Raw genomic sequence first — 15,964 nt, 5'->3', positions numbered from 1 at the left:
AGTTGTTTGTAGTTTTTTTAGTTGCATGGCCCCAATGTATTAATCCATTGTTCGAGAAGTTGTACACCTTCTGTGTGAACAATACTTCTTCCCAGTAAAGGCATTCTAATACTTTCGTCTGTTGCATTTAATCGGTAATACATTACAGAACGATTTTTATTTGCGGGTGCTATAATATTTGTTAATCCACTGTTTATATTTTCTTCAGGAGGAATACAAACTCCTAGATTAGCAGGATTAGTTGTTTCATTGAAAGCCAATCGTATAGGTCTATAATCGCAGTGGCTTCCTTCATTATGACAATGCGCACAATTCATGTCCACATAAGAACGAACTCTTAATTCTAATGGTTGGCTGGTATCATTATAATCCACAGTTGAGTTTATAGTTCCTGGTAAATTGTTTTCTAGGATTCCATTTTGAATCCATTTTTGCAACTGATTTTTAGTTTCTGTACCATAATTATATTCAAAATTCAAACTTTGAGGTTTAATTCCTATGGGTATAGGTTGGTTGTTTCTTTTGTGGCATGTAAGGCACTCGGTTTCTGAAGGAATTCTGTAATTAATATTCAAAACATCTCCGTTTTCATTGATAAATTCAACATTTGTATAACTTCCGGTCATATCTAATGTTGCTTCTGTTTGAGCTTCATTCCAAATATATTCTGCAAAAATCCATCCTGTCGATTTTCGAATCATAATTCGTGTTTCAATAATTCTGGTAGTATTTGAAGGTTGCACATTATCATAATAAAATGTTTTTATGATAGCCGAACCTACAGGAAGTTCTAAAACATTTCCATCACCATTGTAGGTTGCTTTTGAACCTTTTGGAATCCAAATGAATCTTTTTTTATGAGCATAATCTGTAAAAAGAGTACTCGCAGGAACATAAGGTAAAACATCTAATGAAGGATTTTGATTTTTCATTTCTCCTTCAAAAAAATGATAATCAGATAAATTAGTATAGGGAACTTGCGTTAAATCTACCGTAACAGGTGATATTGGAACATATTCTTCATCATCATTGTCCGTGCAAGAAAATATAAATAGTAGGGAAATAGCAAAAAAGGATAGAATTGCGTATTTTTTTGTCATATTGATATAGTTTGTTTGTTTTTGTGATAACAAATATAACTTTTTTTTTAAAATGACAAAGTTTTATGTAAAATGGAAAGTATTATTTACTAAGTTTTTCAGAAACTACAACATTATAATTTTGTAAATTTTTTAATGCTTCGGTGGAATGATAATCAAATGTCATTTCAAGTTCTTTATATTTCTTTTTATTTTCAATACGATTGATGCTGTCATAAAATCGACGCACTTCTTCCATATTAGAAATAATCAATTTTGGAACTTTTACATTATTTCCCAATTCGTCTTTGGCAACCATTGTAAAATAACTCGAATTACAATGTTTTTTAATCCCTGTTTGTATATGTTCTGATGTTACTCGAATGCCTACAACCATAGAAGTTTTACCCACATAATTTACGGAGGCTTTCAATGTAACTAATTCGCCAATTTCAACCGGATTTAAGAAATCAACGGTATCAACAGAAGCTGTTACACAATAGCATCCCGAATATTTTGAAGCGCAAGCAAAGGCAATTTGGTCCATTAATTTTAGCAAATAGCCACCATGAATTTTTCCACTAAAGTTGGAGTGGGATGGCAGCATAAGTTCTGATAACGTAATCTTTGATGCTTTAACAGTATTGGCAGTTTCCATCTATTTGTTATTAAAGTATGGTGATTGCTCTGGTGTAACTTTCACAATAAAATAATGTGTATCGCCCCACCAAGGTAGTGTTTTTATGCGCTCTTTGTATTCTAATTTCACATATTGACCTTGGTATTTTTTCAAATCTTCAATCACTTTTTCTTCATTATCTTGTACTGAAAATGGAAAAAAGCGTGTGGCGCCAAAACCTTCATTTAGTTCGCCTTCCCAGGTTTTAAAAATCACCCCTTTGTTACTAAATTTCGATAAAACACCGCTTCTTACGCCATCACTCAAAGTGAAATTGTAAATAAATAAGGTGTAGCCTACTAATGCAAGGGTTACTGTTAAAATGAAGTAAACCAAAATTTTTCTTGCTGTGTTCATGAGTTAGTTATTTTCTTCGGTTAGTAAATTTTCTTCGTTTTCGGCTCTTTTTAAAACCGATTCGGGTAATGCTTTTTTGGCTTTAGCACCCATTTTCTTTAATTTTTCAACACTTGTTATTAGGTTTCCTTTTCCGTCAACTAATTTGTTCATGGCGTTACCATATTCAATTTTGGCTTCGTCCATTTTTTTACCAATTTTAATTAAATCGCCAACAAATCCTTCAAATTTATCATACAAAGCACCGGCTTGACGTGCAATTTCAATCGCATTTTCTTGCTGTTTTTGATTCGTCCACATGCTATCAATCGTGCGTAAAGTAGCCAATAGCGTAGAAGGCGTAACAATTACAATATTCTTCTCAAAAGCTTTGTTGTACAAGGTTGTATCTTCATTTAAAGCAATAGCAAAAGCCGATTCAATAGGGATAAACAACAAGACAAAATCGGGACTTTCCATATGGTATAAATCCTGATAATTTTTGTTGCCCAATTGTTCCACATGGCGATTAATTGAAACCACGTGTTCTTTTAAATGCTGATTTTTTAGGTTATCATCTTCTTCATTAATGTAGCGTTCATATGCTGTAAGCGTTACTTTTGAATCGATAATCATTTTTTTACCATCTGGAAGATTGATTATAACGTCTGGAAAAACACGATTTCCATCTTCGGTAGTGTGACTTTGTTGAACGAAATATTCTCTATCTTTTTCTAATCCTGATTTTTCTAAAACGCGTTCTAACACCAATTCACCCCAATTTCCTTGCATTTTGCTATCGCCTTTTAAGGCTTTGGTTAAATTGATGGTTTCCTTACTCATTTGCTCGTTCATTTCACGAAGTCCCAAAATTTGTTGACGTAACGCTGCGTGATAATCGATACTTTCTTTATGGGTGTCTTCGACTTTCTTTTCAAAAAGTTGAATTCTATCTTGCAAAGGAGAAAGAATATTTTTCAGATTTTCTTTGTTTTGCTCGGTGAATTTTACGGTTTTTTCTTCTAAAATTTTATTGGCTAAATTTTCGAATTCTTTGGTAAATTTCTCTTGAAGTTGTTCTACTTCTTGTTTTTGTTCTTTATTGCGTTCCCAAAGATTTTCAAAATCATTTTCTTTTTTTGCCAATTGAATGGCTAACGATTCTTTTTCTTTCTGAAGGTTTTCTTTTTCGGAAGAAAGCTGTAAAAGCGATTTTTCAAACTGAATTTTTTCGGTTTGAAACTGGATTTTCAATTGGTCTATTTGACCTAAAAAACCATTGATTCGTTCTTCTAAGCCTGATTTTTCAGATTGTGATTTGGCAGTAAATAGCAACTTTCCAAGGAAAATTCCAATGGCAAGTGCAACAATAAACGTAACTAAAATAAGCATTGATTCTGGCATAAATGATTTAAATATCTGAAGTTAAAAGTACTACTATTTTTCGGAATAATTAAAATTTATAACTCAAAACCGCTCTAAAATTAAATGGCGTTCCTGGTGTAAAATGAATTTCGGTAACAGAAGCACTTTCACTTTGCAGTTGCGATTCGGTTTCAAATTGAGTTTCGTTCCATTTAGTATTAAAAATGTTTTCAATTAATATTCCGGCAGTGAAATTTTTAAACGTGTAATTCAAATTCAAATCAGAAACAAAATAACCTTTTGCGGTTAAGGAATAATCTTCATTCGCAGGTCTATCGCCTAAGTAACGACTTTTAAATGAACCCGAAAAGCGATTTTTAATTACACTTAAACTTCCCATAAAAGTATTTTTTGGTGCTAACGGAATATAATCATTTCCATTTTGTTCTTCTGTGCTTTTGGCATCAGTGTAGGTGTAATCTGCATTTAAGAACAACCAATCTGTAAACTGATAACGCAAACCAAAATCTATTCCTTTTCTAGCTGTTTTTCCACTTGGTTCAACTATTCCTGCATCGCCAACGTAAACAAATTCTTGTTCCAAAAACAAATACCAAACGGCTGAATTGAAAATTAATTTAGGTGTTGGTTTCCATATAAAACCTAAGTCAGAACCATATGAAGCGGGTAATGTTTTTCGACCACCATTAACCACATTTACACGAGTATCGTTACTGTGAAAACCTTTTCCGGATTTTAAAAACAGTTGAAGTTTGTCATTGTGTTTATAGAGGAAATTTAATTTTGGACTTAAAATCCCTTTGTTCACCGCTTCATTAGAATATGTTGGATTCAATTTGTCATAGTAATCAAACTTAAAATAATCATAACGAAGTCCAGCATTTACAATTAGTTTATCGAATTTGAATTCTGAATTTCCATAACCTGATAAATTGGTTTCATTAACATCACCAAGCATAATGTTTTGCAGTGTTGTAACTCGATTGGCAGTATGAGAAAGTTCAATATCATCCACTTTATCTTGTCGTAAACCAATTCCTAATTGATAGTTAAAAGGTGTGTTTTTGATTGAAGTACGCTTTTCAAATTCAGTATTTAATCCGAAGGTTGATCGGTTTTCTTTTTGTCTAATTTGGTCACCATTTATCGGATCTTCTAAGAAAAAAGTAAAATTCGAATACAATTCAAAATCATACAAAGAAATATAAGCATTGGTTTTCAAACTTGAATTTTCAGACAATTGTTTTTCGTGTTTGAAATTTAAAATGCTACGACTAGTATTACCGCCTTCGGTATCATCAATGGCTCCAAATCTTCCAATTAATCCTTGGTCCACTGCTCTTTGTGGAATTTGCCCCGATGCATTCCATTTGCTATCAAAGTGAAATACCGAAAAAGATAGTTTCGAAGATTCGTTATACAATGTATATTTTGAAAAAAGATTGGTACGATTAAAATTTTGTGGAGAATCAAAGTAACTATCGGTTTGTAAATAAGAACCAGAAAAATACAAACTTTCTTTGTCTGATGCTAATAAATTGAACATTCCTCGAATACGTTGTGTGTTAAATTGCCCAATTTCTATTGCTATTTCATCGTGTTTGATTCGGTCTTTTGTAGTGAAATCAACATAACCTGCAGTGGCTAAATTTCCTTTATTGGCAAAATAAGAACCTTTGTCAAAATCGATATTACCAACAGTTTCGGGTTCCAAAAAGTGTAAATCTGCATACCCTTGACCATGTCCATGGGAAACCATATTTACAGGAACTCCGTCAACATTGATAGCAATATCGGTACCGTGATCAATGTCAAAACCTCGTAAAAAAATTTGTTCAGCTTTTCCGCCACCAGCATGTTGTCCTATGAATAAACCTGGAACAATTCGCAATAATTCTTGTGGTGAATTTACTGGATTTGTTTTTAAATCTATTTTTGAAATTTCGTGTAAATGATTCAATTCATTTGTAATAACCACTTCTTTCAAACTGACAGCTTTTGGAATTAAAGTATAAATTCCAGCTTCAATGATAACAGTTCGTTTTTCGTCAAAATTTTTATGAGAAATACTAATACTATCACCAATTTTTGAGTTTTCTAAATTAAATTCACCTTTATAATTTGAATGTGCATGCGATTTATTTTGGATGTTTTGAACATATACATCAGAAATAGCAATTCCTTCAGAATTTATTATTTTTCCTTTAGAAGTTTGTGCTTGAACTAATGTTGATAAAATTACAACAAGTAAGGTGTAAAAGTATTTCATTTATTTTTGATTTAAAGATGGCAAAGATATTACTTGTTCCACTATTTTATTGTTAAATTTGGCAACTGAAATTACAATTTATAAAAATCTGATGCACCATCATTTCCTTATTCATAAGCCTTATGGCTATTTATCGCAGTTTATTTACCAACTCAAACGCAATAAAAAATTATTAGGTGAATTATATGATTTTCCTGAAAACACGATGGCAATTGGTCGTTTAGATGAGGATTCTGAAGGCTTACTTTTGTTAACAACCGACGGCATGATGAGTGAGATTGTGCGAAGTAAAAAAGTAGAAAAAGAATACTATGCACAAGTTGACGGAATAATAACTGAAGAAGCCGTTGAACTACTTAGAAACGGTGTAGAAATTGGTTTTCATGGAAAAAAGTACATCACTAAAAAATGCAAAGCATCTATTTTAGAAGTGATTCCAAACTTAGGGGAACGCGGAAAAAAGATTCGAGATGAGCGTCACGGTCCAACCTCTTGGGTTTCGATAACTTTAACCGAAGGTAAATTCCGTCAAGTACGAAAAATGACATCTGCAGTTGGTTTTCCTACGCTGCGATTGGTTCGAGTGCGTGTGGGAAACATTCATTTGAAGGATTTGAAAGCCGGTGAAGTTTTGGAGGTTAGTGGTTTTGACGTATAAAAAAAACAGCTATTTCAGATGAAATAACTGTTTTTTTGAATCAATTATGTAATATTATTCGTTTGATTATGCTTTTTTAATTTTAATCAAACAAGGAATAATTGAAATTAAAAGACTAATTCCTAAAATCATCCCATAGTTTATATCATTCCATTTTATTTTTCTAATCCCGTCAATACATGCAGTACATTCAATAACTTTCAAGTTCGCATCAATAGCAGATATTACAATAATTGAAATAAAAAATATTATTAAACTTCGGATTATATTTATTAAAATTTGAGAACTATTTTTATTTGAATTTTCAATTGATATTATAACTAAACTTAATCCCAAAGTTGGAAAAAAAATAATATTAGGAATAAAATTAATGTTCTTTCCAATAAATTGAATTTTATCAGAAGTTGATATTTGAAAAACATCTTGAATGAAACCACGAAAAAATGATTCTGTCAGAAAAGCTATTCCTGCTCCTATAAAAAATATTATGATTCTCAATATTATTTTTTTCAATTTAAGAGTATTAAGATATTAAAAAATCTCCATAAAAAACGTTTTCATCGCTTCCCAACTTCTTTTGTCGGCTAATTCGTTGTAAGCAGCGCCTTTGCTGTTATCGCTTCCGGCATCTTTATGTGTAAAAGCATGAACCGAATTTGCATAGTAAATCATTTGCCAATCGGCTTTGGTTTCACGCATTTCGTTTTGAAACGCTTCAATTTCTTTTGCTGGAACATAAGGGTCATCTGCACCATGTAACACTAATACTTTCGTTTTAACTTCATTTGTTGGACTACTTTCAGCTTTCCCTAAACCACCATGAAAAGAAACTACACCTTTTACGTTTAAATTTCCTCTTGCCGCTTCAATAGCACCTGTTCCACCAAAACAATACCCAATTACCGCGATTTGATTTTTATCAGCACCAGCTTTCACTAATTGGTCAATTGCTAATTGAATTCTTTTTTGATATTCCACTGGATTGTTTTTGTAGAAACCTGCATTTTTTCCAGCTTCGCCTGTATTTTTTGGGTTATTACCTACACCATAAATATCGGCTACAAATGCATGATAACCCAGTTTAGCCAACGCTTCTGCAGATTCTTTAGCATGTGCATCGACACCCATCCAAGCGGGTAAAACGATGACACCAATATTCTTTGGATTGGCTTGTTGTGCTTTGATAAAAAAACCTTCTAATTTTTGATTACCGTCAGTGTAATCTACTTTGACTAATTGTCCAAAACTATTCATTGTTGCTAAGAGTAAGATAATGTAAATGTATTTCATAACTTTTTTTTAGTAAAATTATGAAAATAGTTAGTTTAGTGCGTTAAACAAAATGTAAAATTGGAATAAAACTATTTGATTTTAAATTTTCCAATGGAAGGATCAAAAGTCAAATGTTCGGTATCAAATAAGGTGTTGAAAATTCCAGTTTGAATTAAATTACATGGCTGGTCTTGCATTATTTGAGTTGGTGTAAACACAATCATTTCGTCACTCATTTGAATCGCTAAGTCGATGTCATGTGTAGAGTAGAGAATGGTTTTACCAGTTTCATGTGTGAGTTTTTGCAACAATTTTAGTAAAGTTGCTTTGTGAACCAAATCTAAATGTGTCGTAGGTTCATCTAAAATAATAATCGAAGTATCTTGTGCTAAAGCACGTGCAATCAAAACAATTTGTAATTGACCATCGCTAATTTCATCATGCTTTTTGTTGACTAAATGCTGAATTTCGGTTAATTCAATTGCATCGTTGATTTTGATTTTATCTTCACCAGATAATGTTCCCAACCAATTGGTATAAGGTTGTCTTCCTAAGGCAATAATTTCGTAAACGGTTAAATTGCTTGGGGGTAATTTTTCGGTTAAAACGATACTTAATTCTTGCGCCAAAACCAATGGTTTATAACTTTGAAGCGGTGTATTGAGTAGCGTAACTTCACCTTTTAATGGTGTAATAATTCCTGTTAAAGTTTTTAGAAGCGTAGATTTTCCAATACCATTTTCACCAATTAATGCAATTAATTTTCCTTTTTCAAAACTTAAATTAATATTTTTTGCAATAGTAATCGTCTCCGATTTTGATTTGTATCCAATCGAAAGATTTGAGGTTTGAAGGGTGAAATTTTGTTTGCTCATGATTAAAATCGTTTCTTTCTAATTAACAACCATATCACCACGGGTGCTCCAATTACTGAGGTTATCGCATTAATAGGGAGTGTAATATCATTTCCTGGAACTTGTGCAATCGTATCGCAACAAAGCATTACAATCGCGCCAAGCAATAGCGTACTCCAAAACAATACAAAATGATTACTGGTTTGAAATACTAATTTTGCCATGTGTGGAACCGCTAAACCGATAAACGCAATTGGTCCTGCAAAAGCGGTAATACTTCCTGCTAAAACACTCGTTGCAATAATGATTAAAAAACGCGTTTTTTTATAATTGATTCCGATACTTTGTGCATATTTTTCTCCCAATAATAAAGCGTTTAAAGGTTTTATAACTATGAAACTAATTCCAATTCCAATAACAACAAAAACCGATAAAAGTGAAATTTCATTCCACGATAAATTAGAAATACTTCCCATCGACCAAAATGTAAATTTCTGCAATTTTTCAGCTGTAGTAAAATAAGCTAAAACAGAAACTATTGCACTTGTAAAACTGCCAAACATTAGTCCTACAATCAATATAGCCATTGTGTCTTTTAATTTTTGAGAGACTACTAAAACAGCCATTAAAACTAGAAAACTGCCTAAACTCGAGGCTAAAACCAATCCGTAATTCGATAAAAAGAAAGATGAAATAAAAGTTGGTAAAAATCCAGTTCCTAAAATAATAAAAGCAACACCCAAACTCGCCCCTGAACTTAATCCTAAAACATAAGGTCCAGCCAATGGATTTCTAAATAAAGTTTGCATTAAAAGTCCGCTCATTGAAAGCCCAATTCCAACTAAAATAGCGGTAATGGCTTTTGGAAAACGAAAATTCCAAAGAATGATTTCCCAACTTTCCTTGCTCATTTTTTGAGATAAAAGGCCTTTTATAACCTCTTTCAACGGAATAGCAACTGAGCCTAAGCTAATATTTACCAAAAACAAAAAAAACATTGCTAATAGCAAAAGTAGGAAAAGGAAGTTTTGTTTTTTGGTAAACCGCATGCTTGAAATTTTGGCTAAATTACATTATTTGAAATAAATTATTTCTATGTAGTTTGAATTTAATTGATTTTTTCAAGTGATGATTTCTATGAGCATATTTTAAAAAATCCGTATCTTTGAAATTCAAGATTAAATCAATGAACATACCTCGTAGTAGTTTTCCTCGAATTGTCATCATCGGTGGTGGTTTTGCAGGAATTTCCCTAGCCAAAAAGCTTCGAAATAAAAATGTGCAAGTTGTTTTATTAGATAAACATAATTATCACAACTTTCAACCTTTAATGTATCAAGTGGCAACAGGCGGTTTAGAACCAGATTCTATTGCTTATCCTATTCGTAAAGTGGTACAAGAATTTAAAGATGTTTATTTTCGCTTAGCAGAAGTGCGAGAAATTGATGCTAAAAACAATAAAGTAATTGCTGATATTGGCGAACTAAAATATGATTATTTAGTTATAGCAACGGGTTCAAAAACCAATTATTTTGGAAATAAAGAAATCGAACGCAATAGCATGGCGATGAAAACGATTCCGCAATCGTTGAATATTCGTAGTTTGATTTTGGAGAATTTTGAACAAGCTTTACTTACGAATGATATCGATGAACGTCATAGTTTGATGAATTTTGTTTTAGTAGGTGGCGGACCAACAGGAGTGGAGTTGGCAGGCGCTTTAGCCGAAATGAAAAAAGCGATTCTTCCAAAAGATTATCCCGATTTAGATGTTCGAAAAATGGAAATCAATCTGATTCAAAGTGGTGATAGAATTCTGAATACAATGAGCGAAAATGCTTCAGAAAAAGCAGAAAAGTTTCTGTTGAATTTAGGTGTTAGCGTATGGAAAAACGTTCGTGTAACAGGTTATGATGGAAAAACAGTGACGACCAATTCAGATTTATCATTCGATTCCGCAACTGTAATTTGGACAGCTGGCGTGCAAGGCGCTTTGCCTCACGGTTTAAAATCGGATAGTTTCATCAAAAATGTAGACAGAATAAAAGTCAACCAATACAATCAAGTAGAAGGGTATGAGAACCTATTTGCGATTGGCGATATTGCGGTAATGACTTCTGAAGTCTATCCACAAGGTCATCCCATGATGGCACAACCCGCTATGCAACAAGGCAGATTATTAGCCGAAAATTTAATTCGATTATTAGATAAAAAAGAGTTGAAACCGTTTGTTTACAAAGACAAAGGTTCGATGGCAACTATAGGAAGAAATAAAGCGGTTGTCGATTTACCAAATTACAAATTTAGTGGTGTTTTTGCTTGGTTTGTGTGGATGTTTGTGCATTTGTTTTCACTAATTGGATTCAAAAATAAAGCAGTAGTATTCCTAAACTGGGTGTACAATTACATTCGTTTTGACCGAGAAGCAAGATTGATTATGCGTCCGTATAAAAAGAGAAAATTAGTAAGTTTTACAAGTGATGAGCTGTAATAATATAATTAGTTAATAAAGGTTAAATTATGAAATTAAGAGAAATAAAAAAGAGGTATTATTTGCTAATAATATTAATTGTTATCTCTATTGGCTTTTATAAATATCTATATACTTCTTGCCCAAAAATGAATCCTGATTATTTTAGTTGGTTTCCTTATATTGAAAATGATATTTTGATTTTTGAAACAGCTAATAAAGATCAAATACAATTAAAAGTTGATTATTTTGAAGTTAATCATACAGATAGATATAGTCGATTCACTAAATGTGGACATTGTGAAGACTATGTTCATATGATTTTAAATAATCAAAATGATACATTAGATATAACTATGAATAATTTAGATAATGAAAACAGTTATTTTGGTTATAGTTTTGATTGTTATTATAATTCTGAAGAGTTTTATGGATATCATAAAGATACAATCATTAATAATAAGAAAACAGAAATTATTTCAAATAATAAATGTTTAATTGTAAAAGATAAAGGAATTATTAGCTTTAAAGTTAATGATAAAATTTACAAATTAAGTAAAGTAATTCGAATTAATAAAGAAAGAAAAAACATTAAAGGAGGTTGCTAACTTTTCCCTAATCCCTTTATTACTTATCGTCATACCCAATCGCTAATCCCACAAACTTGCTATAGCCTTCCATGCCGTCTTTTTGTTGGTTGGCTTTTAGGAAATTATCGTAGAAATATTCAAAAAAGGTATTGATGGGCGTTTGGTATTGTTTCCAAAAGATTTTATTCTCTTCAAAGTTTTTCAAAACGCCTTTGTTGATTTTTTTTACAAAAGGCTTCGAACTTCCTTCTTGTAAGGCTTCCAAATTATTTAACGCATAACGCAATGCAAAACTGTATGCTGAATATTGGAAATACAAATCGTCATTTTTTGAAGCGGTTACAAATCCGATGAAATTGCATTCGCTTTCGCTTCCAATTCCTGTTTGATGTGCCATTTCGTGGCAAGTGGTTAAAGGCGAAGTGTATTTAGGTTTCAAATAATTGACTTGCGCTTCATTGGTAAACGGATTCAAATATCCACCAAATCCCATATAACTCAACGGATAACTAAACAACGACGATTTGATGCTTTTTACTTCGTAACGGAATTCTTGTAAATCGGTTGGGATGTTATCATACCCTTTTAAAGCCAAATTGTAAATTTCTTCATCCGAGTACGGAATCACAACGGCTAATGAATCATTTTTTGTGATTTGCAATTGTAATTCGTTGGTTTTTAATAACATTTTTTCAGCAAACGTTTTTAATTGTTCTGCCGAATATTCTTTTTCAATCTGCAATTTATCATGCAACGGAATACGGTAATAATTCATTCCCCAAAGAATATGAAAGAAAAAATAAAACACCGAAACCCAACTCAATATTGCTAATCCGTTATTTTTCCACTCTTTAAAAAAGCCAATTCGGTGCTTCCAAATCCATCTAAATAAGAGTAAAATCAGTATAAAATAGATTATATCACCAAATGAAAATGGCAACCAACCCAATGCTTTTCTCGACAAGAAAGCTAGTTTTGGATAAAAACCTTTGCTGTACCAATTTTCTACAAAATCAGGAAATAAACCAATCGTTTTCACAATGATGATTTGGAGGACTAAAAATAAAGGAAGGATGAATTTTCTTTTCACAGCATATTTTAAAATGTAAATATAATCACAAATCAATTTGTAAAGAAATTAAACTTTGTAACTTTGTTGCTTAGACACTTAAAAACTACAAAAATATAATGAGCCAAGAAATTAGAAATCTGGAACCAAAGCCACTTTGGAACAAATTTGCCGATTTGAATGCTGTGCCACGGCCTTCTAAAAAAGAAGAACGTGTGATTGAATTCATGAAGAACTTCGGAACCAGTTTAGGATTAGAAACGTTTGAAGACGAAATCAGAAACGTTATCATTCGCAAACCAGCAACGCCAGGAATGGAAAACCGCAAACCAATTGTTTTGCAAGGACATTTGGATATGGTACACCAAAAAAATAATGATACGAATTTTGATTTCGACACGCAAGGAATCGATATGTATGTCGATGGTGATTGGGTTCGTGCAAAAGGAACTACACTTGGTGCTGATAATGGGTTAGGAGTTGCGATGATTATGGCGATTTTAGAATCTACTGATATTAAACATCCTGCAATTGAGGCTTTGTTTACGATTGATGAAGAAACTGGAATGACAGGTGCTTTGAACTTAAAAGGTGGTGTGTTACAAGGTGAAATTTTATTGAATTTAGATACTGAAGAAGACGATGAAATCGACATCGGTTGTGCGGGAGGAATTGATGTAACAGCTACAAGAGGTTATAACGAAGAAGAAACACCAGAAGGTTCTGTAGGTTATACCATTACTGTGAAAGGTTTACAAGGTGGACACTCGGGAATGGATATTCATAAAGGATTAGGAAATGCCAACAAAATCATGAACCGTTTATTATTTGACGGATTTGAGAATTTTGGATTGCAAATTGCTGAAATTTCAGGTGGAAGTTTGCGTAATGCAATTCCGAGAGAAAGTGTAGCGAAAGTTATTATTGCTGAAATGTATGATGAAGCGTTTGTTTTTGACATGCAAGAAGTAATTGGCGACATCAAAACCGAATTCAAAACGATGGAACCAAATTTAACGATTGAAATTGTTAAAAATGATTCGATTCCAGCGAAAGTAATGGATTTGGGAGTGCAAGAAGGTTTGTTACGAGCGATTTATGCAGCACACAACGGCGTTTACAGAATGTCGGCTGATATGGAAGACTTGGTAGAAACTTCTAATAATATTGCAAGAGTGATTGTAAAAGACGGACAAATTTCGATTCAGAATTTAACGCGTTCATCAGTGGAAAGTTCTAAAATGGATTTAGCAAATAGCTTGCGTTCGGCGTATGAATTATTTGGTTGCGAAGTTGAATTTGGAGGAAGTTATCCAGGTTGGACACCAAACGTGAACTCGGAAATTTTAGACGTATTGACTTCTATATATGAGAAACAAAACGGAGATAAACCAAAAGTAGTTGCGTGTCATGCTGGATTAGAATGTGGTATTTTAGGTACGAATTATCCAAACATGGACATGATTTCTTTTGGACCAACGATTCACGGAGCACACAGCCCTGATGAAAGAGCATCCATTAAATCGTCTCAGAAATTTTGGAAATTTGTGATTGAAATTTTGGAGAATATTCCGCTGAAGAAGTAAAAAAATAAAGATAAAAATCCCGCATTTGCGGGATTTTTTTGTAGTGGGTTGTAAAATAATTATTTGGCTTGCATCTGATTAAAAAAGAATTTGATAACTTCTAAATTCATTTCTGAAGTTGTCCAATGTCCTACATTTTCATAAGTTACAAAAGTTGCGTTTACATTATTATTCTTATAGATTTCTTGGCATTTCAAATATCGATTTTGTACATCGTTTCCTAAATTTGAATTAATTAAATTACGCTCAATATCGCTATAAGCATCATCAAACTGTACGGCATCATTATCATCTAATTTTCCCATATAGATAAATTGAGGAATGGATTTAAATTGATTTATGTCAAAATTTTTATTGAATAAATGATGAAAATCATGAATCCCAAGAGGATAATTAAATTTCATTTGGTTGATTTCCTTTTCAGGAAGCATTAATTCTCCATTAAATCCGCCGATTGCTATTGCTTTAATTTTTTCAGGATGAATAAAAGCAAAACGATTTGTAAAAGTAGCTGATGCGGAAAAGCCATTCATGAAAATTTTGTCTTCTACTTGAATGTTAAATTTTGTCAAAATGTTTTTTGCCTCTTTAATCATTTCTAATAATTGTAAATCTAATCGTTTTAGTTCTTGTGAATCTTCTAGAATAACATCTCTATCTAAAGCATGTGTGTAAATTAAAGGATGAGATGAAGGTCTAGGAAAAATAGGAACTAATAATGGAATTTTTAACATCTTGGAAACGTTATTTCCGACAGAACTTACTGTAGTCAAATCGATAGCATATTTTTCATGAACACTTATACTGTCTGATGTTTTACCAGTATTATTGGGTTCAACAAGGAGAACTGTTTTTTTATTTATTGGAGTTCCTTTTGGAATAAATAAAATATAATCGTTTTGAAAACCTTTATCAATATTCTTTTTGATAATAAGTAAACTGTCTTTTTTAAATACTTCTAATTTTGAATCCTGAGCAATTGATAATAGAGAAGTTGACAGAAAAAGTAAAATTAAGATAAATCGCATAACTAAATCATTTAGATAAAGTAGACGCTTTGATTATTTATTTGTTACATTTTGAAATTGTGGATATTTTATAGATTCAAAATAGACAAAAGGTAAAATAAAAAAATCCCACATTTCTGTAGGATTTAATTGGTGGGCGATGAGGGGTTCGAACCCCCGACCCCCTCGGTGTAAACGAGGTGCTCTGAACCAGCTGAGCTAATCGCCCCAATAAGATGCTTTACTATTACCGTATTGCGAGTGCAAATATACAAGGAATATTTGTTTTTGCAAGTGTTTTGGTAAAAAAATTACTTTTTTTCTATCTTTTCTAATAAGACTTTGTTGGTGTAATTAACCATTGTGATGGTAATTTCTTCATTATTAGCAGTTTTGCCTTCAATAACATAAATCTTGCCTTTTTTGTAGGGTTCGTTACTTTTTGAAAAATCTACATCTCCATAACGTAAACTTTGTTTGATATCTTCCATTGTAACCCATTTTTCTGCTAAAGATTTTTTGGCTAGTGAGTCAATATCTAACGATTTACTTCTTAAATCTTTTAAAACACGACAATTTGGTAAGTAGCAAAATTCTACCCCTTTGTCACTCGCTTTTGCTTTTAAAAACCATATTACAAATATTGCTCCTAAAAACAGTCCAAATAAATAATAAGCCAAACGAAACTTAAATTTCATAATAGTATAAT

General features: G+C 32.1%; 16 protein-coding genes and 1 tRNA gene. 4 read left to right on the top strand and 13 right to left on the bottom strand.

Annotation, left to right across the window (positions count from 1 at the left end):
* Positions 1–17: 17 nt before the first annotated feature.
* From OLM52_RS05510 to OLM52_RS05490, 5 genes are all read right to left on the bottom strand, one after another.
* A complete protein-coding gene (locus OLM52_RS05510) occupies positions 18–1,100 on the bottom strand; it encodes a hypothetical protein (protein WP_264550136.1) in 1,083 nt (360 codons plus the stop codon).
* Between the two features lie 82 nt (positions 1,101–1,182).
* Positions 1,183–1,737 (bottom strand): acyl-CoA thioesterase, encoded by a 555-nt coding sequence (locus OLM52_RS05505; protein WP_264550135.1) that lies wholly within the window; start codon positions 1,735–1,737, stop codon positions 1,183–1,185.
* Positions 1,738–2,115, bottom strand: coding sequence for a 6-phosphogluconate dehydrogenase (locus OLM52_RS05500; RefSeq protein ID WP_264550134.1), 378 nt, complete (start codon positions 2,113–2,115; stop codon positions 1,738–1,740). It abuts the gene before it with no gap.
* A 3-nt stretch (positions 2,116–2,118) separates the two neighbouring features.
* Complete coding sequence (rmuC, locus tag OLM52_RS05495) at positions 2,119–3,498, bottom strand: DNA recombination protein RmuC (RefSeq protein ID WP_264550133.1); 1,380 nt, start codon at positions 3,496–3,498, stop codon at positions 2,119–2,121.
* 49 nt (positions 3,499–3,547) lie between these two features.
* Entirely contained in the window at positions 3,548–5,749 is a 2,202-nt protein-coding gene (locus OLM52_RS05490; RefSeq protein ID WP_264550132.1) for a TonB-dependent receptor, read from the bottom strand.
* Between the two features lie 91 nt (positions 5,750–5,840).
* Here OLM52_RS05490 and OLM52_RS05485 point away from each other — a divergent pair, with 91 nt between their 5' ends.
* Positions 5,841–6,407, top strand: a complete 567-nt coding sequence (locus OLM52_RS05485; RefSeq protein WP_264550522.1) for a pseudouridine synthase — start codon at positions 5,841–5,843, stop codon at positions 6,405–6,407.
* Between the two features lie 66 nt (positions 6,408–6,473).
* Here OLM52_RS05485 and OLM52_RS05480 read toward each other — a convergent pair whose 3' ends face one another.
* From OLM52_RS05480 to OLM52_RS05465, 4 genes are all read right to left on the bottom strand, one after another.
* Positions 6,474–6,920 carry a hypothetical protein gene (locus OLM52_RS05480; RefSeq protein ID WP_264550131.1) on the bottom strand — a complete coding sequence of 149 codons (447 nt, stop codon included), beginning with the start codon at positions 6,918–6,920 and terminating at the stop codon, positions 6,474–6,476.
* An 18-nt stretch (positions 6,921–6,938) separates the two neighbouring features.
* The gene (locus OLM52_RS05475; RefSeq protein WP_264550130.1) at positions 6,939–7,697 is read right to left on the bottom strand and encodes a dienelactone hydrolase family protein; all 759 of its coding nucleotides are present in this window, start codon (positions 7,695–7,697) and stop codon (positions 6,939–6,941) included.
* A gap of 71 nt (positions 7,698–7,768) precedes the next feature.
* The gene (locus OLM52_RS05470) at positions 7,769–8,554 is read right to left on the bottom strand and encodes an ABC transporter ATP-binding protein (RefSeq protein ID WP_264550129.1); all 786 of its coding nucleotides are present in this window, start codon (positions 8,552–8,554) and stop codon (positions 7,769–7,771) included.
* A 2-nt stretch (positions 8,555–8,556) separates the two neighbouring features.
* Complete coding sequence (locus OLM52_RS05465) at positions 8,557–9,582, bottom strand: FecCD family ABC transporter permease (protein ID WP_264550128.1); 1,026 nt, start codon at positions 9,580–9,582, stop codon at positions 8,557–8,559.
* A gap of 137 nt (positions 9,583–9,719) precedes the next feature.
* On the opposite strand from OLM52_RS05465, the gene OLM52_RS05460 reads away from it, so the two are divergent.
* Together OLM52_RS05460 and OLM52_RS05455 are read left to right on the top strand one after the other, a co-directional pair.
* Positions 9,720–11,024, top strand: coding sequence for an NAD(P)/FAD-dependent oxidoreductase (locus tag OLM52_RS05460; protein WP_264550127.1), 1,305 nt, complete (start codon positions 9,720–9,722; stop codon positions 11,022–11,024).
* Positions 11,025–11,053: 29 nt separating this feature from the next.
* On the top strand, positions 11,054–11,611 hold the full coding sequence (locus tag OLM52_RS05455) for a hypothetical protein (RefSeq protein ID WP_264550126.1): 558 nt from the start codon (positions 11,054–11,056) through the stop codon (positions 11,609–11,611).
* 19 nt (positions 11,612–11,630) lie between these two features.
* Here OLM52_RS05455 and OLM52_RS05450 read toward each other — a convergent pair whose 3' ends face one another.
* Positions 11,631–12,683 (bottom strand): DUF3810 domain-containing protein, encoded by a 1,053-nt coding sequence (locus OLM52_RS05450; protein WP_264550125.1) that lies wholly within the window; start codon positions 12,681–12,683, stop codon positions 11,631–11,633.
* 98 nt (positions 12,684–12,781) lie between these two features.
* On the opposite strand from OLM52_RS05450, the gene OLM52_RS05445 reads away from it, so the two are divergent.
* Positions 12,782–14,248 (top strand): aminoacyl-histidine dipeptidase, encoded by a 1,467-nt coding sequence (locus OLM52_RS05445; protein ID WP_264550124.1) that lies wholly within the window; start codon positions 12,782–12,784, stop codon positions 14,246–14,248.
* Positions 14,249–14,307: 59 nt separating this feature from the next.
* Here OLM52_RS05445 and OLM52_RS05440 read toward each other — a convergent pair whose 3' ends face one another.
* The 3 genes from OLM52_RS05440 to OLM52_RS05430 form a co-directional block, all read right to left on the bottom strand.
* Positions 14,308–15,276, bottom strand: a complete 969-nt coding sequence (locus OLM52_RS05440) for a hypothetical protein (RefSeq protein WP_264550123.1) — start codon at positions 15,274–15,276, stop codon at positions 14,308–14,310.
* Between the two features lie 130 nt (positions 15,277–15,406).
* A tRNA-Val gene (locus tag OLM52_RS05435) sits at positions 15,407–15,484 on the bottom strand.
* Between the two features lie 82 nt (positions 15,485–15,566).
* Positions 15,567–15,953 carry a DUF4258 domain-containing protein gene (locus OLM52_RS05430; RefSeq protein WP_264550122.1) on the bottom strand — a complete coding sequence of 129 codons (387 nt, stop codon included), beginning with the start codon at positions 15,951–15,953 and terminating at the stop codon, positions 15,567–15,569.
* Between the last annotated feature and the right edge of the window lie 11 nt (positions 15,954–15,964).

This window comes from Flavobacterium sp. N2820 (assembly GCF_025947285.1).
Classification (GTDB): Bacteria; Bacteroidota; Bacteroidia; order Flavobacteriales; family Flavobacteriaceae; genus Flavobacterium.
This window is presented reverse-complemented; position numbering and strand designations above follow the sequence as displayed.